24 protein-coding genes are annotated in these 25494 nt (G+C 68.3%); 14 read left to right on the top strand and 10 right to left on the bottom strand.

All coding sequences use genetic code 11. From position 1 onward, the window contains the following. The first annotated feature begins 51 nt into the window (after nucleotides 1–51). Nucleotides 52–672, top strand: coding sequence for an L-threonylcarbamoyladenylate synthase (locus ASF72_RS15850; RefSeq protein WP_050687795.1), 621 nt, complete (start codon nucleotides 52–54; stop codon nucleotides 670–672). Nucleotides 673–678: 6 nt separating this feature from the next. Here the strand turns inward: ASF72_RS15850 and ligD are convergent, their stop codons facing one another. Then, nucleotides 679–1701: a non-homologous end-joining DNA ligase gene (gene ligD / locus ASF72_RS15855; RefSeq protein WP_197273621.1), complete on the bottom strand. Its 1023-nt coding sequence runs from the start codon at nucleotides 1699–1701 to the stop codon at nucleotides 679–681. Between the two features lie 58 nt (nucleotides 1702–1759). Here ligD and ASF72_RS15860 point away from each other — a divergent pair, with 58 nt between their 5' ends. After that, nucleotides 1760–2449, top strand: coding sequence for an alpha/beta hydrolase family protein (locus tag ASF72_RS15860; RefSeq protein WP_056600443.1), 690 nt, complete (start codon nucleotides 1760–1762; stop codon nucleotides 2447–2449). An 11-nt stretch (nucleotides 2450–2460) separates the two neighbouring features. Here the strand turns inward: ASF72_RS15860 and ASF72_RS20710 are convergent, their stop codons facing one another. From ASF72_RS20710 to ASF72_RS15870, 3 genes are all read right to left on the bottom strand, one after another. Continuing rightward, nucleotides 2461–2610 (bottom strand): hypothetical protein, encoded by a 150-nt coding sequence (locus ASF72_RS20710; RefSeq protein ID WP_164468851.1) that lies wholly within the window; start codon nucleotides 2608–2610, stop codon nucleotides 2461–2463. Nucleotides 2611–2766: 156 nt separating this feature from the next. Then, nucleotides 2767–5415 (bottom strand): ATP-dependent helicase HrpB, encoded by a 2649-nt coding sequence (hrpB, locus tag ASF72_RS15865; RefSeq protein WP_056600445.1) that lies wholly within the window; start codon nucleotides 5413–5415, stop codon nucleotides 2767–2769. A gap of 130 nt (nucleotides 5416–5545) precedes the next feature. Then, nucleotides 5546–5860, bottom strand: coding sequence for a hypothetical protein (locus tag ASF72_RS15870; protein ID WP_056600447.1), 315 nt, complete (start codon nucleotides 5858–5860; stop codon nucleotides 5546–5548). A gap of 263 nt (nucleotides 5861–6123) precedes the next feature. Between ASF72_RS15870 and ASF72_RS15875 the strand changes: the two genes are divergently transcribed. The 3 genes from ASF72_RS15875 to ASF72_RS15885 all read left to right on the top strand — a co-directional run bounded on the left by ASF72_RS15875 (nucleotide 6124) and on the right by ASF72_RS15885 (nucleotide 7926). Next, nucleotides 6124–6708, top strand: coding sequence for a TetR/AcrR family transcriptional regulator (locus tag ASF72_RS15875; protein WP_056600449.1), 585 nt, complete (start codon nucleotides 6124–6126; stop codon nucleotides 6706–6708). An 87-nt stretch (nucleotides 6709–6795) separates the two neighbouring features. After that, the gene (locus tag ASF72_RS15880) at nucleotides 6796–7047 is read left to right on the top strand and encodes a hypothetical protein (RefSeq protein WP_056600451.1); all 252 of its coding nucleotides are present in this window, start codon (nucleotides 6796–6798) and stop codon (nucleotides 7045–7047) included. A gap of 267 nt (nucleotides 7048–7314) precedes the next feature. Beyond that, entirely contained in the window at nucleotides 7315–7926 is a 612-nt protein-coding gene (locus tag ASF72_RS15885) for a sigma-70 family RNA polymerase sigma factor (RefSeq protein ID WP_157371009.1), read from the top strand. A 10-nt stretch (nucleotides 7927–7936) separates the two neighbouring features. Here the strand turns inward: ASF72_RS15885 and ASF72_RS15890 are convergent, their stop codons facing one another. After that, nucleotides 7937–8452: a flavin reductase family protein gene (locus ASF72_RS15890; protein ID WP_050687784.1), complete on the bottom strand. Its 516-nt coding sequence runs from the start codon at nucleotides 8450–8452 to the stop codon at nucleotides 7937–7939. Nucleotides 8453–8798: 346 nt separating this feature from the next. Between ASF72_RS15890 and ASF72_RS15895 the strand changes: the two genes are divergently transcribed. From ASF72_RS15895 to ASF72_RS15925, 7 genes are all read left to right on the top strand, one after another. Then, nucleotides 8799–10211 (top strand): FAD-binding oxidoreductase, encoded by a 1413-nt coding sequence (locus ASF72_RS15895; protein WP_056600453.1) that lies wholly within the window; start codon nucleotides 8799–8801, stop codon nucleotides 10209–10211. A gap of 40 nt (nucleotides 10212–10251) precedes the next feature. Then, complete coding sequence (locus tag ASF72_RS15900) at nucleotides 10252–11898, top strand: ABC transporter substrate-binding protein (RefSeq protein ID WP_050685159.1); 1647 nt, start codon at nucleotides 10252–10254, stop codon at nucleotides 11896–11898. Nucleotides 11899–11950: 52 nt separating this feature from the next. Next, nucleotides 11951–12904: an ABC transporter permease gene (locus ASF72_RS15905; RefSeq protein WP_050685160.1), complete on the top strand. Its 954-nt coding sequence runs from the start codon at nucleotides 11951–11953 to the stop codon at nucleotides 12902–12904. Beyond that, complete coding sequence (locus ASF72_RS15910) at nucleotides 12901–13752, top strand: ABC transporter permease (RefSeq protein WP_157371010.1); 852 nt, start codon at nucleotides 12901–12903, stop codon at nucleotides 13750–13752. The genes ASF72_RS15905 and ASF72_RS15910 overlap by 4 nt, the downstream gene beginning before the upstream one ends. A gap of 50 nt (nucleotides 13753–13802) precedes the next feature. After that, nucleotides 13803–15437 (top strand): dipeptide ABC transporter ATP-binding protein, encoded by a 1635-nt coding sequence (locus ASF72_RS15915; protein WP_056600478.1) that lies wholly within the window; start codon nucleotides 13803–13805, stop codon nucleotides 15435–15437. Further along, the gene (locus ASF72_RS15920) at nucleotides 15434–16636 is read left to right on the top strand and encodes an aminotransferase-like domain-containing protein (RefSeq protein ID WP_056600454.1); all 1203 of its coding nucleotides are present in this window, start codon (nucleotides 15434–15436) and stop codon (nucleotides 16634–16636) included. The genes ASF72_RS15915 and ASF72_RS15920 overlap by 4 nt, the downstream gene beginning before the upstream one ends. 113 nt (nucleotides 16637–16749) lie before the next feature. After that, on the top strand, nucleotides 16750–17184 hold the full coding sequence (locus ASF72_RS15925) for an iron chaperone (RefSeq protein ID WP_050685162.1): 435 nt from the start codon (nucleotides 16750–16752) through the stop codon (nucleotides 17182–17184). Between the two features lie 14 nt (nucleotides 17185–17198). Here ASF72_RS15925 and ASF72_RS15930 read toward each other — a convergent pair whose 3' ends face one another. The 3 genes from ASF72_RS15930 to ASF72_RS15940 all read right to left on the bottom strand — a co-directional run bounded on the left by ASF72_RS15930 (nucleotide 17199) and on the right by ASF72_RS15940 (nucleotide 21558). Next, the gene (locus ASF72_RS15930; RefSeq protein WP_197273546.1) at nucleotides 17199–18137 is read right to left on the bottom strand and encodes a 5'-3' exonuclease; all 939 of its coding nucleotides are present in this window, start codon (nucleotides 18135–18137) and stop codon (nucleotides 17199–17201) included. 189 nt (nucleotides 18138–18326) lie between these two features. Beyond that, nucleotides 18327–20249 (bottom strand): GTP cyclohydrolase II RibA, encoded by a 1923-nt coding sequence (ribA, locus tag ASF72_RS21225; RefSeq protein WP_056600455.1) that lies wholly within the window; start codon nucleotides 20247–20249, stop codon nucleotides 18327–18329. 106 nt (nucleotides 20250–20355) lie between these two features. Then, entirely contained in the window at nucleotides 20356–21558 is a 1203-nt protein-coding gene (locus ASF72_RS15940; protein WP_056600457.1) for a Gfo/Idh/MocA family protein, read from the bottom strand. Between the two features lie 227 nt (nucleotides 21559–21785). Between ASF72_RS15940 and arfB the strand changes: the two genes are divergently transcribed. Beyond that, nucleotides 21786–22208: an alternative ribosome rescue aminoacyl-tRNA hydrolase ArfB gene (arfB, locus tag ASF72_RS15945; protein ID WP_050685167.1), complete on the top strand. Its 423-nt coding sequence runs from the start codon at nucleotides 21786–21788 to the stop codon at nucleotides 22206–22208. A 46-nt stretch (nucleotides 22209–22254) separates the two neighbouring features. Here arfB and ASF72_RS15950 read toward each other — a convergent pair whose 3' ends face one another. After that, nucleotides 22255–23079 (bottom strand): nucleoside hydrolase, encoded by an 825-nt coding sequence (locus tag ASF72_RS15950; RefSeq protein ID WP_056600459.1) that lies wholly within the window; start codon nucleotides 23077–23079, stop codon nucleotides 22255–22257. Nucleotides 23080–23220: 141 nt separating this feature from the next. Continuing rightward, nucleotides 23221–23838: a TetR/AcrR family transcriptional regulator gene (locus tag ASF72_RS15955; protein ID WP_082484338.1), complete on the bottom strand. Its 618-nt coding sequence runs from the start codon at nucleotides 23836–23838 to the stop codon at nucleotides 23221–23223. A 116-nt stretch (nucleotides 23839–23954) separates the two neighbouring features. Between ASF72_RS15955 and ASF72_RS15960 the strand changes: the two genes are divergently transcribed. Continuing rightward, nucleotides 23955–25430: an MFS transporter gene (locus tag ASF72_RS15960; protein ID WP_056600461.1), complete on the top strand. Its 1476-nt coding sequence runs from the start codon at nucleotides 23955–23957 to the stop codon at nucleotides 25428–25430. Nucleotides 25431–25494: the final 64 nt, after the last annotated feature.

The following is a 25494-nucleotide window of genomic DNA, read 5'->3' on the forward strand; positions in this document are numbered from 1 at the left end:
CCGACCGGGAAGGTGGTGCGGTGGCGGTCCCGGGAACGTAGGCTCTCCCACATGGCCAGATACTTTGACGTTCATCCACAGGACCCCCAGCCCCGCGCCATCTCGCAGGCAATCAGCATGGTGCGCGACGGCGGCCTGATCGCCTACCCCACGGATTCCTGCTACGCGCTGGGCGCACAGCTGGGCAACAAGGACGCCCTGGACCGGATCCGGAGCATCCGCAAACTGGACAGCAAGCACCACTTCACCCTGGTGTGCCGGGACTTTGCGCAACTGGGCCAGTTTGTGAACATCGGCAATGACGTGTTCCGCAGCATCAAGTCCGTCACCCCTGGCGCGTACACGTTTATCCTGCCCGCCACCAAGGAAGTCCCGCGGCGCCTGCTGCACCCCAAGAAGAAGACCGTGGGGGTGCGGATCCCGGACAGCCGGGTGGTGCAGGCCCTGCTGGCGGAACTGGGCGAACCGCTTCTCTCCAGCACCCTGCTGCTGCCGGACGAGGAGGATCCGTTGACTCAGGGCTGGGACATCAAGGAACGCCTGGACCACCAGGTGGACGCCGTGGTGGACGCCGGCGACTGCGGCTCCGAGCCCACCACGGTGGTGGACTTCTCCAGCGGGGTGGCCGAGGTGGTCCGGCGCGGAGCCGGCGACCCGTCCCGCTTCGAATAAAAACGGCTACTCCGGCTTCTTTGCCCGGCTGGGCTGGACGCGCGGCGGCTCGCCCGGCATCTTTGGATAGTCGGGTGGGAATGCCAGCTCGCCCAGCCCGGCCTCGAGGTCACGTTCCCACCACTGCATCAACGTGTCGATGGTGCCGGGCTTCGCGCCGAAATCCGCCCACGGGTCGCCGATGGTGCGGAGCCGCTCCGGGACCGTCAGGATGGTGAAGTTCCGCGGGTCAGCGGTGTCCAGTTCGTCCCAGGTGATGGGGCAGGAGACCGGAGCGTGCGCCAGGGCCCGCGGGCTGTAGGCGCCGGCAATGGTCCGATCCCGGTTGGCCTGGTTGTAGTCGAGGAAGATGCGCTGGCCCCGTTCCTCTTTCCACCATGCCGTGGTGACCTGGTCCGGCATCCGCCGCTCCACCTCGCGGGCTGCGGCGATCACGGCATGCCGGACGTCCAGGAACTCCCGCGTGGCCTCGATGGGGGCATAAACGTGCAGCCCCCGGTTGCCAGACGTTTTGATGAACGCGTCCAGTCCGGCCTCGGCCAGGACGTCCCTCAGCACCCGCGCTGCGGGGACGGCGTCCTTGAAGTCCGTGCCGGGCTGCGGGTCCAGGTCGATCCGCAACTGGTCCGGGTTGTCCGTGTTATCCGCCCTGGACGGCCACGGATGGAACACCACGGTGTTCATCTGCGCGGCCCAGACGGCCGCGGCCGGTTCATCCAGCACCAGCTGGGGGTGGGACCGGGCGCTGGGGTAGACCACCTTGACGGAGCGGACGAAGTCCGGGGTGCCGCGGGGCGGGTTCTTGGAAAAGAACTGCTCGCCGTCAATGTTGTCGGAGAACCTTTGCAGCGAAACGGGACGGTCGCCGTTGGCGGCGATGAAGGCGTCCCCCACATCGGCGAGATAGTTGGCCAGGTCCAGCTTGGTGAGGCCAAGCTCCGGCCAGAGCACCCTTGAGGGACTGGAAATGCGCATTTCGCGTTCGCCGTGGGGGCCCTGGACTGTGATGGTGGTCTGTTCGCTCGCCATGGGGACAACGTACACCCTGCCCCCGTCGCAGGGCCGTTGCTTCCGGCATGATGGATCCATGCCCATCGCAGAAGAACCCCGCACCATCACCGTGGCGGACGGGGCGGTTTCGGCCGCCTATACCCGCCCCGACCACCCCGCCGCGACCCTGGTGGTGGCGCACGGGGCAGGCGCGGGCATGGACCATCCGTTCCTGGCCGGGTTCTCCGCCGGACTGGCCGACGCCGGCGTTGCCAGCCTGCGCTTCAATTTCCCGTACCGGGAAGCCGGCCGGAAATTCCCGGACCGGCCACCCGTAGCCATTGCCGCCTGGCGTTCCGCCATGGACCATGCCGCTGCACTGGCCGCGGACCACGGGGACCACGGGAACCTCTGGGCCGGCGGCAAGTCCTTCGGCGGGCGGATGGCGTCCATGGCCGTGGCCGAAGGAATGCCCGCCGCCGGGCTGGTGTACCTGGGCTACCCGCTGCACCCGCCCGGAAAGCCCGAAAAAATCCGGGACGAACACCTGTACGGGCTGACGCTGCCCATGCTTTTCCTGCAGGGCAGCCGGGACACGTTTGCCACCCCGGACCTCCTGACGCGCGTGGTGTCCGGGATAGGGACCAATGCTTTCCTGGAATGGGTGGCCGGCGGGGACCACTCCTTCGCCGTCGCGGGCAAAAAGCGGGCCGCGTTCGACGTCGGTGCCGCCGCTGCCATCCCCGTCGCAGCCTTCATCCTGTCCCGGCTGGATCCGCAGCCGTAGGGGTGCCGGGCTCAGACCTGCTCTTCGTGCCACCAGCCTTCCCAGGCGGCTGAGGTGAGCCGGCCTGCCGGGAAACTGCTGCCGGCGCTGCTGCCGAAGGCGTGCCCATCGTCGTTGCGGCGTCCGTCGAGCAGAAGACTGAGGCTGTTCAAAAGAAACATTCGGTGCATCCTTCCAGGTCCATTCGGGCTTCCTTGCCCCTGTGGATCCGAGACTAACGGGACCATGTTTCAACGGGTCGACGCGGCGTTTCCGCTGTGTATCGGACATCTCACCCTGCGCTTGCGGCAGGCCTGCTCCCGCGCCGGAAGGCCGCCCTACCGGGGTTTCGTCCGTGCGGTGGCCGGCGCCGACCAGGGGTCTTCCGGCCAGGGGTGCCGTGGATAGCGGCCCCGCATCTCCGCCCGGACCTGCGCATAGGGCCCCGACCAGAATGACGCCAGGTCATCGGTAACCGCCAGCGGACGCCGGGCCGGTGAGAGCAGATGGAACAGGACCGGAACCCGGCCGTCCGCCAGCCGGGGTGTGGTGGCCAGCCCGAAACACTCCTGCAGCTTGACCGCCACCACCGGCCGGCCGGTACCGTCAGCGTCGGCCGGGTATTCAATCCGGATCCGGGAACCGCTGGGAACTTCAAGGCGCTCAGGTGCCAGACTGTCCAGCCGCCCTGCTTCGGGCCAGGGCAGGAGCCGGCGCACGGCCGGGGAAAGATCCAGGCTGCCCGCGGCGGCGCCGCCGGCCAGTGCCGCCAGCTCAGGCCCCAGCCAGTCATCCAGCCGCTGCAGGAGGGCCGTATCCGACATGTCCGGCCAGGGCGCCCCCATCTCGCGGTGCAGGAAGGCGAGCCGGCGGCGGATGTCCAGTGCCGCCGTCGGCCAGGCCAACACATCAAGCCCCTCAGCTCTTAGCGCCGCCGCCACGGCGGTCCGGCCCTCCGCCGGGGACGGCCGGACCGGGGTGCTCGCCAGGACGATGGCGCCGAGCCTGCGGACCCGCCGGGCGCTGACCCGTCCCTGCACAAACTGTGCCACCACGGAGTCGCTGAGCAGGTGGGCTGCCGCGGATTCCGCCAAGGCAGCCGTCAGCGGCGCGGCGGCGCGGATCACGGCTCCCGTGCCGGCAGCGTCCCTGCCTTCCGCACGGGACACTTCGGCCACGGCCAGCCACTCGTGGCCGGCCAGGGAACTCCCGGCCGGCAGCCCGGCCCGGGTGCCGGAGGCCAGCAGGTAGCGTTCGGGCCCGTCGCCGGCGACGCGTTGCGCCACCCTGCCAGGGAAAGCCAGTGCCACCACGGCGCCCACCGCCTCTGCGCCGCTGCCGGCTTCAGGGCGGGAAGAACCGGGCGCCTTCGCCTTTCCGCTGTTCCCGGCCCGGGCGGCGAGGTCCTGCAGCCGCCGGGACTCCTCAGCCCACCTCCGGCCTTCCGGGCCCCTCTCGGCACGGAGCTGCGACAGGAGGCCGGGGAGGTCGGCGCCGCGCGCGCGGTGGTCCCCGGCCACGGCTGCCACCACCTGTGCTGCCAGGACGGGACCCGCGGCGGTGCCGCCGGCCAGCAGGGCCCTGGCCAGGCGGGGGTCCGCCGGAATGCCGGCCAGCGTGCGGCCGGTGGCGGTGGGGTGCCCGTCCGCACCCACCGCACCGAGTTCGAGCAGCACCGCCGTGGCGTCCGCCAGTGCCTGCTGCGGCAGCTGGTCCGGCAAGGCAAGGCCCGCGCCGCCCGGAGAGCCCCAGCAGGCAAGGGTAAGGGCGGCGCCGGTGAGGTCCGCGACCGCAATTTCCGGGGTCACGTGGGCGGGGGCCGCTCCGAACGCCTGCTGGCTGTAGCACCGCACCACTGTTCCCGGCCCCTGCCGGGCGGCCCGGCCTGCCCGCTGCTCCGCCGACGCCCGCGAGCAGGACACGGTGACCAGCCCCGTCATGCCGCGGCCCGCGTCGCGCCGGGGTTCGCGGGACAGGCCGGAATCGATCACCAGCCGCACCCCCGGCACTGTCAGCGACGATTCGGCCAGGTCCGTGGAGACGATGATCCGTGGTTTCCCGCCTTGCCGCCGGCCGGACACGGCGCTGTCCTGGTCGGCCGCGGGGGCTTGGCCGTGCAGCTCCAGGACGTCAACGCCGCTGCCCAGCCGGCCACGCAGCGCAGCCGCAACCTGGGCCACCTCCCGGGCACCCGGGACAAACACCAAAGCGTCAGCGCCGGGCTCGACGGCAAGGGCGCGGGCATGGAACTGCGCGGCCGTCGCGGCCACGTGGTCCAGGAAATCCCGTGCCACACCCCGGCCATCCACTCGCGGCCCTGCGGCCGGCTGCCAGTCCACTGTCAACGGATGCAGCGCCGACGGGCAGTCGATCACGGGAGCCGGCCGGCCGCCGTCGGAATCCGCCAGCAGCGCGGCGAACCGGGGCGCGTCGAGCGTGGCGGACATGGCCACCAGGGTCAGGTCGCCGCGCAGCTCGCGGACTTCGGCGAGCATCCCCACCAGCAGGTCCGTCTCCAGGCCACGCTCGTGGACTTCATCGAGGACGACGGCGGCCACCCCCGCCAGGCCGGGATCGGCCAGCAGGCGGCGCAACAGGATGCCCGGGGTGACAAATTCGACGACGGTGGACCGGCTGGTCTTGTTTTCGCCGCGGACGGTGTAGCCCACCGGTCCACCCAGTGGGGTGCCGGCCAGGGCCGATAGCCGCCGCGCAGCAGCACGGGCAGCCACCCGGCGGGGCTGCGTAACAACGATCTTCAGGTTGCCGGTGCCTGGTTTTCCTGCGCCCAGCAGGTTTGCCAGCAGCGGCGGGACAAGGGTGGTTTTGCCGGTTCCGGGTGGTGCCTGCACCACAGCGGCCATCCCGGCGCCCAGCGCCTCCCGGAGAGCTGGCAGGGATGCGGCGAACGCGAGGCCGGCGCCGATGGCGGCCAGGTCGAAGGCGGGGCCAGGACGCGTCGGGGCGGGTCCCTCAGGAGAAGTCACCCGTCCATTCTGCCCGGTTTTGTACGGGCACCGGTTCCCGGCCAGGCAAGCCGCGCGTCCGTCAGGTCAGGCCGGGGGGCAGGCCAGCGCGCCAAGCGGCAGGGTCAGGCCAGCGCGGCGGCCCGGCACGTCAGGCGGCGTGCCGGGCCGCCCCCGAAGCGGTGCGGCGGACCGGCAGGGGCAGGACGCTCGCAAGCCGGACGGGAGCCTGTACGGGTTCCTGGCTGGTGTCCACCCGCGGCGGGGCAGCCTTCCGCACCAGCTGCAGGGCCAGCGCCTTCAGGCCCAACGTCAGCAACTGCCCGAGTCCGAGGCCCAGGAACACGTGGCCAACCAGCTGTAGGCCATTGAGGCCCTGCGCCCCGTTACCGCTGGCTGCCAGGCCCACCAGGGTGCCGCTCGCGGCAAGGCCCAGCCAGCAAACGGCGCTGACGATTACGCCCATGGTTCCTGCTCCCGTCCTCCGGTTCATCAGTACGCTTACTGATATTGTTCAGCAAGCTTACTACCGGGCGGATGGTGCTTGCGGCACTGGGCCGGCGACGGCCCGGGATCAACTTGTCCTTTCCTGGCGGGACACCGTACAGACCGGTCTGTCTGGGTAGTGTAATGTCTGCCCTGATGGAACATTCACGTAGCTCTTCAGCTGGCCCGCTTGCCGCTCCCGTCCCTTCCGGGAGCTCGCCTTCCGGCGCGCGGGAGCGCATCATGGCGGCCGCTTATGAATTATTTACGCAGCGTGGCATCCGGGATGTCGGCATCGCTGAACTTATTTCCCGTGCCGGGGTTGCCAAGGCCACGTTCTATGGGCACTTCCCCGCCAAGGATGAGTTGGTCCTCGCGTTCCTGGAACGCTGTCATCAGGACCTGACCGTTGAACAGATCATTGCTGAGTGCAGAAAGCGGTCCGAGGACCCGACAGCCCAGTTGCTGACTATTTTCGACGTCCTGGATGGATGGTTCCGCCGGGACGACTTCCAGGCCTGTGCGCTGATAAGCACCATGCTGGAGATGGGTCCCACCCACCCCCTGGGGGAAGCATCGATGAGCTACCTGGCGCAGGTCAGAGCCTTTATGCGGAACCTTGCCGAGGAGGCCGGACTGGACCATCCGGATGTTTTCGCGCGGTCATGCCACATCCTCACCAAGGGCTCAATCATCTCGGCGGTTGAAGGCGACAGGGATGCAGCCGTCCTGGCCAAGAGCATGGCCGTGGCCCTCATCGCCAGCCATGGGGGCACCACCGGCGCCGACCATTGGGCGGTCCAGGACAACATGGCGGATCTCTCCTGAGTCTGGACCCGGCTGCTCCACTGCCGGGACGATTCCAGGCAGCCACACCCCAAAGACGGCCCACCGCATCCCCTCCAAGGACCCACCATGGCGTACTCACAGTTTGACCGGTTCCTTCAGGAAGCCACCCACCGGGACCAGGAGTCAGACTCGACTCTTGCCCCGGACTCCCTCTACGGCCTGTACACCAGCTGGTGCACCCTATCGCAGCACCCCCAACAGGCCGAGCACATCTTCTGGGCTGCAATGAGGGACCGCATCGACCCTGGACAGGGCCTGCGCATGAAGGGACCGGCGGGCGCGGACTACATTCTTGCCAGCTATCCGGCATTGGTTTAAGACGGCCATGACAACATCGTTAAGCAGCTATGTTCCACGGGACAAGGACCAGCCCCGGGGAAAACGCCCCTGGTGCCCCACGTGTGACACCGACCTGCACCTGGAGATTGCGTCGCCCAGCGTTTCCGGGCGGCAGGAGGGCACCCTGGCAGTGGCCGTCTGCTGTTCCAAGTGCCACGGGTCCCGCGTGCTGGACACAACGGCAGTCCACTTGGAAACCCTGTCGGGGCAGTTGATGGGCGCTTGTCCGTTGCCGGTGAAGGCCTCATGAACGGCCCCGTCGAGCAGGGCGCCTGTTTCGCCACCGACCAGGCCGGTGACAGTCTTGCCGGGTTGCTGCTGCGTACAGCCGAAGGTGACCACCACGCGTTCAGCGAGTTCTACCGGCAGACATCCACCCGCGTCACCGGGCTGGTCCAGCGCGTTGTTGTTGACCGGGCGCTCAGCGAAGAAGTAGTGCAGGAAGTATTCATCACTGCCTGGCAGGACGCCGGGAAATACCGGCCGGCCGTGGGCACTCCGATGGCCTGGCTGATGACCATTGCCCACCGAAGGGCTGTGGACAAAGTCAGGTCAACCCAAAGCAGCCGAACCCGCGATCATCGATGGGCCGGGTCCGCGCCGGCAGCCTGCGACGGTTTCGTCGACGACCTGGCCGACAAAATGGACGCCCAAATCATCATTGCCTCGTTGGCGTGCCTGTCAGCCCTGCAGCGCGAATCAATTCTCCTTGCCTACTTCGGCTCGTTGACCTACCAGGACATCGCCGCGAAGCTCTCCGTGCCGCTGCCCACGGTCAAGTCCAGGATCAGGGACGGCCTCCAACGGCTCCGCTCGCACGTCACCATGGAACATCCGGGCGTTTCGGGGACCGGGTAACAGCCGCAGATCAGCTGGCAACCTCAAGCAGCCGGTCAGCAGCGGAAATCCCGGCGTAGCGGCCCTTGAAGAACAGCAGCGGCTCTGCATCCTGGCGTGCGCTCAGGTGCCGGACGGCTGCCACCACGATGGTGTGGTCGCCGCCGTCGTACTCCGCGTGGAGTTCGCAGTCGATCCAGGCCAGCGCATCATCCAGGACCGGGTTGCCCAGCGGCGAGGCAGCGTGGCTGACGCCGGCGAATTTATCCGCCCCGGAACGGGCAAACTGGCCTGCCAGGTGCTGGTGTTCCGCCGGCAGGATGTTGACGGTGAACGAGCCTGCCTCGCGGAGCAGCGGCCAGGTGCTGGACGTCCGGGCCGGGCTGAAGGTGACCAGCGCCGGCTCCAGGGAGAGCGAGGCAAACGACTGGCAGGTGAACCCGGCCGGGCCATTGTCCGTTGCGCTGGTGATGACCGTCAGGCCGGTGGCGAAGGTTCCAAAGATGTCCCGAAGCCTGCGGGGCGCAAGATCTGATGTAGCTGTCATGTGAAGGGCCTCTCGTTCGGATCGTTACCTCACCAAACCATCCCCAAATCGTTCAGTTCAAGCGCCGCCGCAATGCCCGGACGCGGGCCGCAACGAAAATTCACAGCACTACTTCTGCCGTCACGGGACGGTTCGCTGCGACGTAAAAAGACGCTGTTTGACGTGCCGCGAACCACCGTGAACTGCGGTTGCGAACTGTTGATGCGCGTGTCGGGAGAACTGGCGGCCCCCGCGGCGCCGGGGCTAACTTCGCAGTGGCTGCCGGGCTGAAACCCCGCCGGCCGGCCCCCGAACCCCCGGCCCGGTCCTCCCCTGCGTTGCACTGGCCCCGACGAGAGATCCCGGCATGACAACAGTTGAAACCGAAGCGTCCCCCCGCGTCCTCGACGCTTTCGCCAGCGCACTCGGCGAGCGCCACCCCGCCATTGAGCTCCTGGCACCCGCCGACGGGACGGACCGGTACCGCTACGACGCCGCGACCGCCAGGGCAGGCGCGGCGGGCGCCGGACAGCCAGGGCCCGCCGTGGTTTTTCCCCGGACGGCAGCCCAGGTGCAGGAAGTGGTGCGACTCGCCGTCGAACTGGGCCTGAGTGTTGTGCCGCGCGGAGCGGGGACCGGCCTGTCCGGCGGCGCCACCGCGACTGGGGAGCAGGTGGTGGTGTCCACCGAACGGATGGCGGCGATTGTGGAGATTTCGCCGCTGGATGAGGTGGCAGTGGTGGAGCCGGGGCTCATCAATGCGGACCTGAACGCCGCGCTGGCTCCATACGGGCTGTTCTACGCACCGGACCCTGCCAGCTACGACATCTCCTCGATCGGCGGCAACATCGCCACCAACGCCGGCGGGCTGCGCTGCGCCAAATACGGGGTGACCCGGGAATCCGTCCTGGCCCTCGACGTCGTCCTGGCTGACGGCAGCCTGGTCACGGTGGGGCACCGATCCATCAAAGGCGTCACGGGCCTGGATCTGACCTCCCTGTTTGTGGGCTCCGAGGGAATCCTGGGCATCGTGGTCCGGGCCACGGTCCGCCTGCGGCCCATCCCCGTGGCCCGCAACACCGTCACCGCGTTTTTCGACAGCACGGCCCTGGGCGCCGCAGCGCTCGGCGCCATCACGCTCTCCCCCGTCCGGCCCGCAGCCATCGAGTTCTTCGACACCCCCACCCTGGACTCCATCGACAGCCACTCCGGCTCGGACCTGCGGGCCCGCGGGGCAGCGCTGATCCTCATTGAAATCGATGGTTACGGCATCGCCGGGCAGGCGTCGGACCTGACCGACGCCCTGACCGCCAAGGGCGGCCGGGTCACCGTGGAGCCTGCTGCGGATGCCGTCCAACTCTGGGAGCTGCGCCGCAGCGGGCGCGGGCTGCCGGCCGGCCACTGGTACATCGGCGAGGACATCGCTGTGCCTAAATCCCGGCTGCCGGAGGTCTATGCGGCGTTTCCCGCGCTGGAGGCACGCTTCGGCGTGAAGATCTCCGCCGTGTCCCACGCCGGAGACGGGAACCTGCACCCGCTCATCACCCTGCCGATCGGCCCAGGTGAGGACCAGCCCCCGGCAGCCCTCCAGGATGCTGCCACGGAACTGGTCAGGGTGGCCCTCGCCCTGGGCGGCACCGTCACCGGCGAACACGGGATCGGCAGCCTCAAACAGGACTGGGCCGCGCTGGAACTCTCTGAACGCGTCCGGGAATCCCAGCACGCCATCAAGGCCGCCCTGGACCCCTTCCACCGGCTCAACCCCGGCAAAGCCATCTAGCCCACTTCACATCCCCACACTTTTCCAGGAGACCACCCCCATGCATGCAACAGAATTCAAACGCCGCGCGTTCCTTGCCGGCTTCAGCGCCATCAGCGCCACCGCCCTCCTCACCGCCTGCGGCGGTCCCGCGGCCACCGGCACCCCGGCCGACGGCGGCACTCCCGTGGACGGCGGAAACATCACCTTCCTGATCCAGGGCTATGACACCGGCTGGGTGTCCAGCAAAACCTCCATCTCCAGCTACGAGGGAAACCTCTGGGGCCAGCTCACGGACAAGCTGGTCTACGTTGACGCCAACGGTGCGCTCAGCCCCTGGGTTGCCGAAAGCTGGGAGGAGCTGAACGGGGCGAAGGACTTCGTCATCCACCTCAAAGACGGCGTCACCTTCTCCGACGGCACCCCGCTGGACGCGGCCGCCGTGGTGGCAAACCTCCAGGCCTGGGCCAAGGGGGACCCCGAGCGGGGCATCAGCAAGGTGGGCCTTTTCCCTGCCAGCAACTACGTGGGCGCCGAAGCTGCGGACGCGAAGACCGTCAAAGTCTCCTTCTCCTCCCCCGCCCTGGGCTTCATCGCCACCCTGGCCTACCACGGCTGCATCCTGCTCAGCCCGGAAACCCTTGCCCTCCCTGCCGAGGCGCAGGCAGACCTCAGCCAGGAAATCGGCAGCGGCCCGTTTGTGCTGAAGTCCTGGAAGCAGGGCGACAGCTATGTGCTGGCGAAGCGGCCGGACTACAACTGGGGCCCGGCAGCGCTGGGCCACACCGGCCCGGCCCGGCTGGACACCATCACCTATAAAGTCATCAAGGACACCTCCGTGCGGACCTCCACGGTGGCCTCCGGCCAGGCGGATGTTGCCTTCAACGTGGAACCGCAGGAAATCGAAGCACTCAAGGCCGCCGGTTTCACCGTGGGAACCCCCAAGTACCTGGGCTTTGTGGATGGGTTCCAGGTCAACACGCAGGCCTTCCCCACCAACGACGTCAGCGTCCGGCAGGCCATCCAGCACGGCATTGACCGCGAGGAAATCCGCAGCACCGTCTACACTCCCGACTGGGACGCGGCCACCACCTTCATCCAGGGCAACGTCCCGGAAGCAGGCGACTACAGCAGTTCCTTCGCCTTCGACCCGGACAAGGCCGGCAAGCTGCTGGACGACGCCGGCTGGAAAACCGGCTCCGACGGTTACCGCACCAAGGACGGAAAGACCCTCGAGTTCCCGCTGACGCCGAACCCCTACGTCCCCTCCACCAAGGCCGAGGACGAACTCATCGCCCAGCAGCTCAAGCGGATCGGCATCAAGGTCACCCTCAAGGTGGTGGACGTCGCCGGATACGCCGCGATCCAGGCCAGCCGTCCGCCGCTGTTCCAGACGTCCCGCAGCTTTGTGGACGTGGGTACCGTGGCAGGCGTCCTGACCAGCCAGAACAAAGGCGAGGACTGGTTCAACGTGGGCACCTCGGACACCCGGCTCAACGAGTTGTCCGCCGCCGTAGCCAGCGCGTCCGACAGGGCATCCCGTGAAAAGGTCACCGGCGAACTGCAGCAGTACGTCCTGGAACAGGGCTACTTCATCCCGTTGAACCAGCTGGTCCAGCGCCTGTACCTGATCTCCCCGAAGGTCCGGGACGTCCAGTACAACGGCCTGGCCTACGCAAACTTCTATACCGCCTGGATCGCCAAATGACCGGCCCGGCCACCTCGTCCCGGCCCCCGGCAACAGTTGGGTGGTGGCGGAAATGACCAACACCTATGGCCGCTTTGCCCTGGTCCGGACCGGCCAGGCCGTGGTGGTGGTCCTGCTGGCGTACATCCTCACGTTCCTGGTGATCAGCGTCCTTCCGGGCGATGCCATCACCAACAGCCTCAGGGACCCGCAGCACGGGCTCAGCGAGGCAGACATCCAGCGGATCGTTGCCTACTACGGACTGGACCAGCCGGTCCTGGTGCAGCTGGTCCTGTCCCTGGGCCGGTTCCTCACCGGGCAGCTGGGTTTCTCGCTGCAGTCCAACCTGCCGGTGGCCCAGCTGGTTGGCGACGCGCTCCCCTCCACCCTGACCCTGGCGTTCACTGCCTTTGTCATCGCCCTGGTCTTCGCCGTGGCCATCGCCTACGGCGCCCACTACGCGCCCGGCCGGTGGGCGGGGGTGCTGCGCTCCATCCCGTCATTTTTCCTGTCCGTCCCCAACTTCGTGATCGGGCTGGTCCTGATTGAACTGTTCGCGTTCCGCCTGCATTCGTTCACCACCACCGATCCCAACAGTGCCGCGGCCACACTGTTCGCCGCCATCACCCTGGCGATTCCCGTCTCGGCGCCGCTGGCAGAGGTCCTGCTCGCCAGCCTGGACCACGAAAGCCGCCAGGACTACGCCCAGGTGGCGCGGTCCCGGGGACTTACCGAGGCCGCGCTGTTCGCCCGGCACCTGGTCAAACCTTCCGCACTGCCCTCGGTTGCCATGATCGCCCTGATCGTCGGCGAACTTCTGGGCGGCTCAGTCATCACCGAAACCATCTTCGGCCGCGACGGCATCGGCACCGTGGTGCAGAAAGCCGTCACCGGCGAGGACCAACCGGTCCTGCAGGCGGTAGTGGCCATTTCGGCAGTGGTGTTTGTGGCCGTCAACCTCGCCGCCGACCTCCTCACGCCGCTGCTGGATCCGCGGGTCAAGATCAACGAAACGGTGGACGCATGAGTGCCGACCTGACCTTCGCCCGGCTCCGCAGCGCCGGCGCCGCGTCCCTCCGCACCAGGACCATCCTGCCGCCCACGGTGGCGCTGTCCTTCCTGGTCCTCCTCATTGTGGTGCTCTGGTCCCTGGTCCCCGGGGTCTTCACCTCCTTCAGCCCGGTCACCGGCGAAACCGCAGCGAAGCTCGCTGCCCCCAGCGCCCAGCACTGGTTCGGCACGGACTACCTGGGCCGGGACCAATATGCCCGGGTGGTCCACGGGACCGCTTCCTCGGTGACCAGCGCCCTGGTGGCAGTGATCATCGGGCTGGTGGTGGGAAGCGCCATCGGACTTGCCAGCGGATTCCGCGGCGGCTGGGTGGACACCACCCTGGGCCGGTTCGTGGACGTGCTGCTGGCCATCCCCGGCTTCCTTCTGGCCGTGGTGATTGTCAGCTCGCTGGGCTTCCAGACCATCAACGCCGCCATCGCCACCGGCGTTTCGGCCGTGGCCGTGTTTGCCCGGTTGATGCGGGCGGAAGTGATCCGGGTCCGCCGGGCCGCTTTTGTGGAAGCGTCCTACCTGCAGGGCGGAAACCGGCTGCAGGCGCTGCTGGGCCATGTGCTGCCCAACGCCTACCGCCCGGTGCTGGTGCTGGCGGTGCTGCAGTTCGGCACGTCCATCCTGGTCATCGCGTCGCTGGCGTTCCTGGGCTACGGCGATCCGCCCCCGGCGTCCGACTGGGGCCTGCTGGTGGCATCCGGAAAGACCTACCCCACGGCACCGTGGCTGGTCTACGCGCCCGCCCTGGTGATCGTGGCCACCGTCCTGGCCGTCAACAGGATCAGCCGCTGGCTGCGGAGCACCCGGTGAACGCCGTCCGTCGCCTCGAAACCGTCCACCCCGCAGGAAAGGAAAATCCAGTGCCGACACCCCGGAACGAAGCGTTGCTGACTGTGGCAGGGCTCAATGTCGCCTACGGGCGCAACAACGTGGTCCACAACGTGGGCTTCAGCCTGGACCGCGGTGGCAGCCTGGCCCTGATCGGCGAGTCCGGATCCGGAAAGTCCACCATCGCCAAAGCCATCCTCCGGCTGCTGCCTTCGGGGTCGTCCGCCGGCGGCAGTGTCCGGTTCGACGGCACGGAGGTCCTGGCCGTTCCGGAGCGGCAGTTCCGTCCCCTCCGCGGCCGGAAGCTGGGCTTCATCCCCCAGGACCCGGGCTCCGCCCTGAACCCGGTCCGGACCATCGGCGCCCAGGCCCAGGAAGCCGCGGCGCTGCTGGGACCGGCAGGCGCCGACGAACGCCGGGAGGCCGTCCTGCGCGTGTTCGGGCAGGTGGGCCTGCCGGACCCGCGGCGGGTTTATGACTCCTACCCGCACCAGCTCTCCGGCGGCATGCTGCAGCGTGTCCTGATCGCCCTCACCGTGCTGCCGCGGCCCGCCCTGGTTGTGGCGGATGAACCGACGTCGGCCCTGGATGTCACCGTCCAGAAACTCATCCTGGACATGCTGGCGGACCTTCGCCAGGAACTGGACATCAGCCTCCTCCTGATCACCCATGACCTGGCCATCGCGGCGGAGCGCACGGACTCACTGGTGGTGCTCAAGGACGGCGCCGTGCAGGAATCGGGCTCCTCGCGGGAGGTGTTTGCCGCCCCGGCCACGGAGTATTCACGCAGCCTGCAGGCCGACGTCCCGGCCCTGAATCCGGACCGGTACCGCAGCCAGCGGACTGCCTCATCCGCCCTCACTGAGCCGGCGGCGCCCCAGATCGAGGTGGCCGGGGTGACCAAGCGGTTCCGGACCGGCAAAAAATTCTTCCTGGCCCTGGATAAGGTGTCGTTCACGGTGGAGCGCGGCCGGACGCACGCCCTGGTGGGCGAGTCCGGTTCCGGCAAGACCACGGCCGTCCGGCTCCTGCTGGGTCTCGACCAACCGGACGACGGCGGCATCCTGGTGGGCGGCCAACCCACCGCCGGGCTGTCCCGGGCTGCCCTGCGGGACGTCCGCCGCCACCTCCAGCTGGTCTACCAGAACCCGTTCACGTCCCTGGATCCCAGCTGGCGGGTGGGCAGGATCATCCGCGAACCGCTGGACCGGTTCCAGGTGGGCCACAAGGCCGGCCGGGCCGCGCTGGTGGTCGAGGCGCTGGAAGCCGTGGGCCTGCCCGCGGAGACCCTGCGCCGCCGGCCCGCGGAACTGTCTGGCGGCCAACGCCAGCGGGTGGCCATAGCCCGCGCGCTGGTGGTGCGCCCCGATGTTGTGGTCCTGGACGAACCCACCTCCGCCCTGGACGTCAGCGTGCAGGCCGGAATCCTCGAACTGCTGGCCCGGCTGCAGCGGGGGCTCGGCCTGACGTACCTCTTCGTCTCGCACGACCTGGCACTGGTGCGCCAGGTGGCGGACACCGTGTCCGTCCTGCGCCGGGGACAGGTGGTGGAGCAAGGCACCGTCGATCAGGTCTTCTCCCGGCCGGAACATCCCTATACCCAGGCGCTCCTGGCGGCCATTCCCGGCGCCGGCCCCGTCCAACAACCCGTAAAGGCTGCATCATGACTTCCACCCCGACCCGGCCCGCACCGGCGCGCAAAACAGCACTGATCGCAGGGTTCACCGCCCCGAAAGGCTTCGGCGACGCCACCCTCCGTGACCGGCGGGAGGATGCCATCGAACTGCTCGGTGGTATCCCGGACCCCGGAGTCCTCCCTGCCGCGGAGCTGGCTGCGGCCACCACCCGGGTCCTGTCCCGCCCGGGGCTGCCGGCACTCCAGTACTCCCGCACCGAAGGCATTTCGCCGCTCCGGGACTGGATTGCCGCCAGGGAAGGCGTCCCGGTGGAGCGGATCATTATCACCAACGGCGGTTTCCACGGCCTGTCGCTGGGCATCCAGGCGGTGGTGGAACGCGGCGACACGGTGGCCGTGGACAACCCCATCTTCCCGCTCTTCCTCCGCGGCCTCCAGCTCTCCGGTGCAAACACCCTGCCCATCCGGGTGGGCGCGCACGGACTGGACGTGGACGAACTCGCGGACCGGCTCCGCGCGGGTGCCCGCCCGTCAGCGCTGTACACGGTCCCCGACTTCCATAACCCCTCGCAGGGCACACTTCCGGCCGGGGCCCGGACCGAGCTGGTCCGGCTGGCGGAGCATTACGGCTTTGTGGTCCTGGCCGACAACCCGTACCGAGAACTCTGGTACAGCGGCGGACCGGAAAGCGTTGACGCCTTCAACACCTCCGACCACGTCATCCACATCAACACCTTCACCAAGACGCTGGGCCCCGGGCTGCGCTTGGGCTGGCTGGTGGCACCCGAACACCTCGCCGCGGACCTCGTGGCACTGCGCAGCCGGCAGGATTCGCACAGCTCCACGCTGGTCCAGGCCATTGTGGGCGAACTTTTGACGTCCCAGCCGGACCTGTTTGACGCCACCCTGGCGCGGGCCCGGGAGCTGTACCTGACCAGGGCAAGGACGCTGGTGGCCGCCTTGGAACGCGAAGCCCCCGGAGCGTTCCAGACCACCCTTCCCGGCGGCGGCCTTTTCCTGTGGCCCCGCCTTCAGGACGCCGGAATCGACGCGGACGCACTGGCGGCAGCCGCCAGCGCCGAAGGCGTGGAGTACCAGCGGGGTTCCTTCTTCGCCTCCGGGCCCGGCACGGACGCTGACCGGCACATCCGGCTGGCCTTCGGGGACGTCCCCGCACAGCGGCTGGAAGAAGCAGCAGTGCGCCTGGGCCGTGCCGTGCGGCAGCAGTAACCGGCTGCGGGTGGCCACCAGGAAAATCGCCTGACGGCGGGCGCCGCGGCGTCAGGAGCAGTAGATTCAGGAGAGGCGGACCACCCGCCGCGGAGTTGTTAACGGAGGATCACATGGCTGAAAAAACCACAGGGCTGTCCAAGGACGAGCGGGATGCTGTCAAACAGCGCGCCGCGGAACTCCGGGCCGAGGAAAAAGCCGGTAAAACCCGGGCCGCAGGGGAACAGGCAGTCCGCGACGCGATCGCGGCAATGCCTGACGACGACCGTGTCCTCGCGGAGGGGATCGACCGGATTGTCACCGAGGTTGCCCCGCAGCTGGTGCCCAAGACCTGGTACGGCTTTCCGGCGTACACGGACGCGGACGGCAAGGTGGTGGTGTTTTTCAAGGCAGCGGCCAAGTTCACCTCCCGCTACGCCACAGTCGGGTTCGAGGAGTCAGCGAACCTTGACGACGGCGACCTCTGGGTCACGTCCTTCGCGCTGCTCGCCCTCACCCCGGAGACGGAGAAGCGGATCGCTGACCACATCAGGAAAGCTGCCGGCTGACCTGCCTCGAACCTTCAGGCGCGCTGGTCCAGGGCTGCCAGGAGCCGCTGGACCGAGCCGCCCAAATTCCATTCGGTGGCCAGGCGCTCCAGTTCCTTCCGCGGACCGCCGGTCACCGGACGAAGGTGCGCGCCTGCCTCCTCGAGGGTAGGCAGGTCCAGGTCCCGCACCAGGTTGACGACGGCGGGGGCTGCTTCAAGGTAGTCCCCGGCCGCCGCCAGTTTGGACCGCACGGCCGGGGAGATCTTGCTGGCGGGGTTGGCGGCTGCTTCGAGGAGTCCTGCCAGGGTCCCGTAGTCGAGGAGCAGCGTAGCTGCGGTCTTTTCGCCGATCCCCGCAACACCGGGGAGACCGTCCGAGGCGTCGCCGCGGAGGGTGGCGTAGTCGGCGTACTGCTGCGGGAGCACCCGGTATTTGGCCACCACGGTTTCCTCGGTCATCACGTCCAGGTTCTTCATGCCCCGGGCGGTGTAGATCACCCGGACCTGGCGGCGGTCATCGCAGACCTGGAACAGGTCCCGGTCGCCGGTGACAACATCCACGGGGAAGGCCGCATGGCTGGCGTAGGTGCCGATAACGTCGTCGGCTTCATGGTTGGCGGCGCCCACCACGGCGATGCCGGCAAGATCCAGCACCTCGCGGATCATGGGCAGTTGCGCCTCCAGCGCGTCCGGGACCACCTCGACGTCGGTGGCGTCAGGAAACGCCTGGGCCACCCGGTGGGCTTTGTAGGTGGGAATCAGGTCCACCCGCCACTGCGGCCGCCAGTCGTTGTCCCAGCACGCCACAAGGTGCGTGGCGCGGTAGTCGGTGGTGAGCCGGGAGATCATGTCCAGCAGCCCGCGGACCGCGTTCACGGGGGTCCCGTCCGCCCGCCGGATGGAATCCGGCAACCCGTAGAAGGCACGGAAGTACAGCGACGCGGTGTCCAGCAACATCAGGCGGTGGGGCATACCTGATCCTTCCACGGCGCCTGCCGATCCGGCTACCGCCGGACGCCGGTACCGGCCCGCTGGCCAGCCACGATACCGCCTGCAAGGTGAACACCCCACGTGGAGATCATGGCAGGGGACATCGCCGCGCAGGTTTCGGAACCCCGTGCAGCCTGCAGGCCACGGCAATTGAACAGTTACCGGGTGGGGTCACGCCCGCGACGTACCGGACCGGAAACGGCCAGCGGCACTGACCAGCAGGTCGCGGCCGGCCCGCTCCAGGATGGGGTCCAGGCTCAAGGTGGGGTGGTTGACCAGGACGCCGATGTCGCGCTGGATCCGCTGCAGGGGATGTGCCAGCCGGTGCACGCCGGCTCCGGAACCGGCCATAACCAGGCGCACCGCGTCCTGGGCGGCATCGGCGCTGAGGCCCAGCAGCAGCCGGACCTCGGCTCGCCCGGATTCGGTGGGGTCCGCGCCCTTCCCGGGTCCCGCCGTCGTGATGGCGCCAAGGGCCTCCGTCCACAGCAGGCGGGCCGAGGCGAGCTGTCCGAAGGCCCGGGCAAAGCGTGCCTGCGCCAGCGGCGAGTCTGCCTGCCGGCCCACGGGGTTTTTGCCGCCGCCGGCCTGCAGCCGGTCCCGGAACAGGTCCACGGCGCTTTCTGCAGCGCCGAGGGCCACCGAGGGCGCCACCAGGTTCAGCAGCGTCCCCATGGGTGCGTGGATCAGGGGTTCCGGGTGAATCCTGCTGCCTGGGTTGTCCGGCGCCGCCAACTTCTCCCACGCCAGGGTGCGGTAGCCCGGAACAAACAGGTCCTTGGCCAGCAGGTCATTGCTGCCTGTTCCGCGCAGGCCGTCGGTTTGCCAGGCATCCTGCAGTTCCAGCTCCGGCACCGGGACCAGGCACTGCAGGCGAACGCCGTCGAGGTCCACGGCCAGCAGGGCCCACTCCGAGTGCAGGATGCCGGAGGCAAAGCGCCAGTGCCCGGTGATGGCCAGCCCGCCGGGCACGGTGCGGGCCGTTCCCGCCGGTGCGCTGGTCGCAGCGGCCAGGGGCATGGTTCCGTGGTTGAACACCTCGTCCTGGATCTGACGCGGCCAGCGCGCCAGCATCCAGGCGTGTTCCATCAGGTGCCCTGCCGTCCAGGCCGTCGAGGCGCAGCCCCTGGCCAGCAGCCGGATGACCTCTGCATAGGTGTCCGCGCCCATGCCGAAGCCGCCCAGGGCCTTCGGGACCACGACCCGGAAGACTCCGGCACCATGCAGGTCTGCCACGGTGTCCGCCGGCAGGCGCCGCTGCGCCTCGGTGTTGGCAGCGCGGGACTGCAGGGCCGGGGCCAGGGCCTCCACCCGGGCCAGGAGGTCTGCGGGATCGGGGATGCCGGCAGGCGCCGGCACAGCGGAAGCATTTCCTGCAGAACGCTCCACGGCGGAGGGCTCGACGGCGGCCGGCAGGACCAGCGTATGGGCGGTCCGGTCGCGCTTGGCGGCGAGGTACCGGCCGTTGGCCGCCGAAAGGTGCACGCCCGTGGCGACCGACTCGGTGATGCCGATGCCGAACCCCGCCAGTTGGGCGGCCTTGTCCGGGTTGTTGCTCAGCAGCCGCACGGAGGTGGCGCCCAGGGCGTGCAGCATCTGGGCCGCGGCGGTGTAGTCCCGTTCGTCAGCCGCGTGGCCCAGCGCCAGGTTGGCATCGTAAGTGTCCAGCCCCGTGTCCTGCAGGGCATAGGCGTCCAGCTTTGAATACAGTCCGATGCCCCGTCCTTCCTGCCGCAGGTACAGCAGGAAGCCGCCCGTGCCGGCAATCTGCTCCACGGCTTCGCGGAGTTGGGGTCCGCAGTCGCAGCGCTCGCTGCCGAAGACGTCCCCTGTCATGCACTCGCTGTGCATCCGGACCAGCGGGGCGGCTCCGGCCGGGGATCCGGTCGCGGGGTCGGCACCGAGGAGGGCCTGCTCCCACGGTCCGAGGGCCAGCAGCAGGTGTTCCTTGCCGTCGGCCAGGCCGTGGAAGGTCAGGACGTCAGCGGTGGTGCTGTATCCGTCGGAAAAACGCAGGGGAACGGTGACCTGGGTGCGCACGGTGGCCGCGGGCGGGACCGGGAAGTGGCGGGAGGTGTGGGCAACAGCGGTCATGGCGGTCCTCTGCGGTCGAGTTACTTGAAGCTTAAAGTTTATCTTAGGTATGTTTACTCAAAGCTTCAAGTATTTCGCCGTGTGACCTGCCGCCCGCGCCTCCCGGTTAGAGCGCCGTCGGCGCGTCCCCGAAGTCGGGGATGGGCAGCCGTGCGCCATTCTGGAGGGCGGATTCGTGCGCAATGATGCCGGGAAGCGTAAAGCGAGCGGCGGTCCAGGCGTTGACCGGGGGCAGCGTTCCGGAGTTGACCGCCGTCACAAAGTCGTCCACCAGGAAATGGTGGCTGCCCTCGTGGCCGTTGGGCGCGCCCTGGAATTCGGCGGGCAGCCGGAAACTGTCATGGACAGGGGCCAGCCCGGACACAAAGGCGTCACGGAGTTCCGGCGCCACGTTCTCCAGCGACGGATCGTCCAGGGACATGCTGGCCTGCGTCGCCATGAGGTGCGAGATGTCCTCCACGGCCGCCTTGTTCTGCCACACCGTCACGTTGGCCAGCTGCTCGAAGCTGGCCTCCGTGCCGAAGAACCGGAACCGCGATTCACGGATGTGGGAGGGGTAGCCCACCCGGCGCATCTCATTGGTACGCATGGCCCCGCCGTCGCTCATTTCAAACAGGGCGGTGGCGTTGGAGAAATCGTTGCCGAACATGCTGATCTCACGGTCGAAGACGCCATCGCCGCGGTCATCCCTGACCCCGACGCAGCTGACGCTGACGGCATGGGAGGCCGTGGCGCCCAGCACGCCGCCGATGGCGTGGGTGGGGTAGAGCATGGGCGGGTAGCTTGCCGTTTCCTTCCACTGCTCGCCGCCACTGTAGGCGTAGGCATCGTAGAAGCCCAGGTCCATGTCGTGGACGTAGTCGCCTTCGGTGTAGAACAGCCGGCCGAAGTCGCCCGCGGCCTGCCGGTTCCGGGCATAGACGGTGGCGGGGTTGTAATAGCTGGTCTCCCCCATCATGTACACCTTCCCGGTCTCCCGTACCGCCTCGATGATCCGCGCGATCTCGGCTTCGGTGATGGCCATGGGCACCGCCGAGTAGACATGCTTGCCGGCCCGTAGCGCACGCTCCACCAACGGCCCGTGGGTCCAGCGCTGGGTGAAGATGGCCACAGCGTCCACGTCGGAGGCAAGCAGGTCATCGAAGGACGCCATGGTGCCGGTCAGGTGGTGTTGCCGGACAGCCTCTTCGGCACGCTCCGGGCGCTCGTCCACGGCGTAGACGGCACTGACGCCGGGGTGCAGCATAAACAGGTGGGCAAACTGGCCGCCGAACTGGCCGGCGCCAACCACGCCGAGAGAAAACGTCATTGTTATGGGTCCTTTTGTTGAGTGCGGGTGCGGTTCCACTATTCTTGGCCGTATTTCTACTCGAGTCAACTGTTTTTCAAGTTGCCGCTCTCAATCTTTAGCAGCAAGCTTTCTGATTTGGCCTTGATCTATCTACTCGTGTAGATAGAAGATTCGGGTTAAGCGGGCAACCCGGCCTGACCGGCCCGGTGGCGGCCACCGCGCCGCCGGTGTGCAATTCTGGGGGAATGGATTTGGAGGTGCTACCCACGCTTGTTATCCCGGCGGCCGAGCTGGGCTGGCGATTTTCGCGCGCCTCAGGTCCCGGCGGGCAGCACGTCAACACCACCGACAGCCGGGCGGAGCTGTCCTGGAATCCAGGCGCTTCTGCTGTTCTTTCGGAAGGCCAGCGCGGAATGCTGCTGGCCCGGCTGGGCCCCCGGCTCGTTGCCGGCGTGATCACCGTGACGGCGTCCGAGCAGCGCTCTCAGCTGCGGAACCGCGAACTGGCGCTGGCGAAACTGGCGGCGCTGGTTGCTGATGCCTTGGCGCCGGGTCCGGCCGTTCGCCGGGCCACCAAGCCCACCCGCGGGTCGCACCGCCGCCGCCTCGCCGCCAAGGTGCAGCGGTCCGCCACCAAGCAGCAACGACGGCGGCCACCGGCGGAGTAGCGGCTTTTAGGGGCGCGTTCAAGCGCCGCTGTTCAGGCCCGGTTGTTCAGGCGCGGTTGTTCAGGGCCAGCCGGGCGAAGAAATCCTCAACCACCAGCCGAGAATCCAGCTGCTTATAGAGCCGGCGGGACGGCGCGGTGCCGGTTGTTTCATAGCTGCTGGTGACATCGTCGAGGCCGGTGACCAGCAGCGGCGCGCTGTCCCCCAGGCACCAGGTGGGGCCGAACTTTACGACGTCCGGAACCTGCAGGGTGTCAAAGCGCTCCCAAAGCCAGGCGCCGGCGTCGCCCGCTTGTTTCAGGCGGTGCTCAAGCTCCGCCAGGGAAACCACCAACTGACGGTAGGTCTCGAGCGGAAACTGCCACACCGCCAGGTCCGGGTTGCGGAGGACGAAGCCGGCTGCTTCGGGGTCGGTGAAGTAGTTGTATTCATCGGCGTCCGCCGCCGCGCCGCCTACCCAGGCCAGGGTGAGCCGGCCGGCGATGCCGGGATCCGCCAGCAGGGCGTCCGCTACGTTGGTCAGCGGCCCTGCGCAGACCAGGACCGCGGGAAGGTCGCCGTCGGCGTTGGCCGCCGCCACGATGGCGCGGGCAGCGGCGGAATCCCGCGGCCTTCCCGTGAAAGGACTGTCCGGACCGGCGTGGACCGGGGCCGGGACAGCCAGGACCTGCAGGAGTTCCGCCGCAAGGGCTGACCCCGCCAGGGCCTGGCCGGCCGGCGGGCCGAACATGGGATTGGTCAGCGACCCCGTCACGGCGATGATCCGGTTGGCCGGAGACAACGCATGGTGGGCCAGTCCGATCAGTCCATCCGGATCGCCCGCCCAGTCGTTGTCGATAATGACGCGGCATCGTGGTTCAACCCGGATCATGCTGTCCCCTTCCACCGCCGGGCGCTTGCCGCGGTGACGTGCGGCCCCTTGGTCCTGCCGGGATGGCAGCCGGTAACCGTCAGCCAACCATGAACCGGCAGGGCCTGCCGGTGCCGGCGGATTTCATTCAATGGAAGGGTTTCACTCCTGCGTAGGGGCAGGCGCGGTGGTGAGCAGGGCCCGGAGTGCCTGGCCCAGCGGTTCCGTGAAGTCGGCGGAGGTTGCAGAGGTGACCGGCTGGACACCGGTGGAGGTCCGCAGCATCACCAGGCCCAGCATGGTGGCGATCGCTATCTGCGCCCGCAGGAGGAGCGGCTCCGTGGTGGGGTCCTCCGCACGCCAGCCGGCAACCCCGGCAAGCCGTTCCGTGAAGGACTCCAGCGTCCTGCGGCGGATGGCATCCGCCCGCTCATCGCCGGAGGACCGGAGCAGAAGCAGCAGCTGGAGCGGATCATCCGGGTTGGGCAGTTCGATGATGTGCCCGATCAGCCTGTCCACCAGTTCGTCCACCGTGCCGGGGCGGGTAATCCGCCGCGGATCCAGTTCGTCAACGGTCCGGCTCATGCAGGCTTCAAACAGGCCCTCCTTCGACCCGAAATAGCGGCTGATCAGGGCTACATTGACGCCCACGTCCGCGGCGATATGCCGGACCGTGGTAGCCCGGAAGCCTTCGGTGGCAAACCTGCGGCGGGCAGCCTGGACCAGGCGGCGGCGCGTGCCAGCTGCGTCCCTGCCCGTCGTCGTCTGTTGGTTGTCCATGTCCTGCCTTTCCTTCCCCAACCCTATCCGGAATACCGGCATGTAAACGCATGTTGACTTAGGTTGTTCCGTGATCAATTATGAGTCATCAACTGTTTACATCTTGGAGGAGCATCATGTCCGTCACTACGCAGCAACCGGCCGGGAGTCCCGCGCCCGGAGCGGACGTCCAGCGGCCCCGGGGCACCGCAATCATCATGTACCTGGCCTTGGCCGGGCTGTCCTTTGCCGTCCTGCAGTCACTCGTGGCCCCTGCGCTGGGTACCATCGGCAAGGACCTGGGCGTCGCCACCAGCGATGCAAGCTGGGTCCTCACCGCCTACCTGCTGGCCGCCGCCGTCCTGACGCCCGTGCTGGGCCGCCTGGGAGACATGGTGGGCAAGCGTAAAGTCCTCATTGTGGTGCTCGCGCTGCTCCTGGCCGGTACCGTCCTGGCCGCCCTGGCCACCAACCTCACCGTGCTGATCATTGCCCGGGTACTCCAGGGCGCGGCCGGTGCCGTGATGCCGCTGTCCATCGGCATTGTCCGCGATGAGCTTCCCAAGGAGCGGGTCAGCGTCACCATCGGCCTGCTGTCCGCGATTTTCGGAATCGGCGCCGGCATTGGCATCGTAGCTGCCGGGCCCATCGTTGAGGCCTTGTCCTGGCACTGGCTGTTCTGGCTGCCCGCCGTGCTGGTCCTCATCGCCCTCCTGGGTGCCATCTTCGGGATGCCCGAGTCCCCCGTCCGCAAACCCGGCCGCCTGGACATGCTGGGAACCGGCGTCCTCACCGTGGCCCTGGTGGCCATCCTGCTGGCCGTCACGGAAGGACAGGCCTGGGGCTGGGGCGATGCCAAAACTGTTGGCCTCCTGATCGGCGGCGCCGCCGCACTGGCAGCCTTTGTCATCATCGAACTGCGCGTTGCCGAGCCCCTGGTGGATGTCCGGCTGTTCAAAAACCGTGGCGTGTGGACCGCCCACATCGTTGCCCTGGCCTTCGGGTTCGCCATGTTCGGCACGTTCATCCTGATCCCCACGCTGCTGCAGTTGCCGTCCGTGCTGGGGTACGGCTTCGGCAAGTCCGTCAGCGAGGCGGGCCTGTACCTGCTGCCCACCATCGTGGCCATGGTCATCTCCGGTGTGGTGGCCGGTGCCCTCATCCGCCGGATCGGACCAAAGGTTCCCATGATTGTGGGTGCCGTGTCGGTCATCGCCGCATTTATCCTGCCCGCCCTGGGCCATGCGGAGGCGTGGCAGATCCTGGTCTCCGGCGTCCTCACCGGCATTGGCATCGGTATGGCACTGGCTGCCACGTCCAATGCCATTGTCGAAAGCGTTCCCGCCACCCAGACCGGCGAAGCCATCAGCGCCAACACCGTGCTGCGGACCATTGGCAGCAGCGTGGGCACCGCAGTCATCGCGGCGCTCATCTCTTCCAACGTCACCCCGCAGGGGGCGCCGTCCGACGACGCCTTCACCCTGGGCTTCTGGGCCTCGGCTGCCGTGGGCGTGCTCGCCCTCCTGGCTGCACTCCTGGCCCCGTCGCACCGGCAGCGGAAGCAGGACGCGGCAGCCGCCGGAATCGACGACTTTCCTGAAGCAGGCAGCTAGGTGTACTCGGCCAGGACGTTGGTTACATCGTGAAAGGGTGAAGACCTCTTAGGTTGGTGGTTAC

Origin of the sequence: Arthrobacter sp. Leaf141 (genome assembly GCF_001424565.1) — a bacterium.
Taxonomy (GTDB): domain Bacteria; phylum Actinomycetota; class Actinomycetes; order Actinomycetales; family Micrococcaceae; genus Arthrobacter.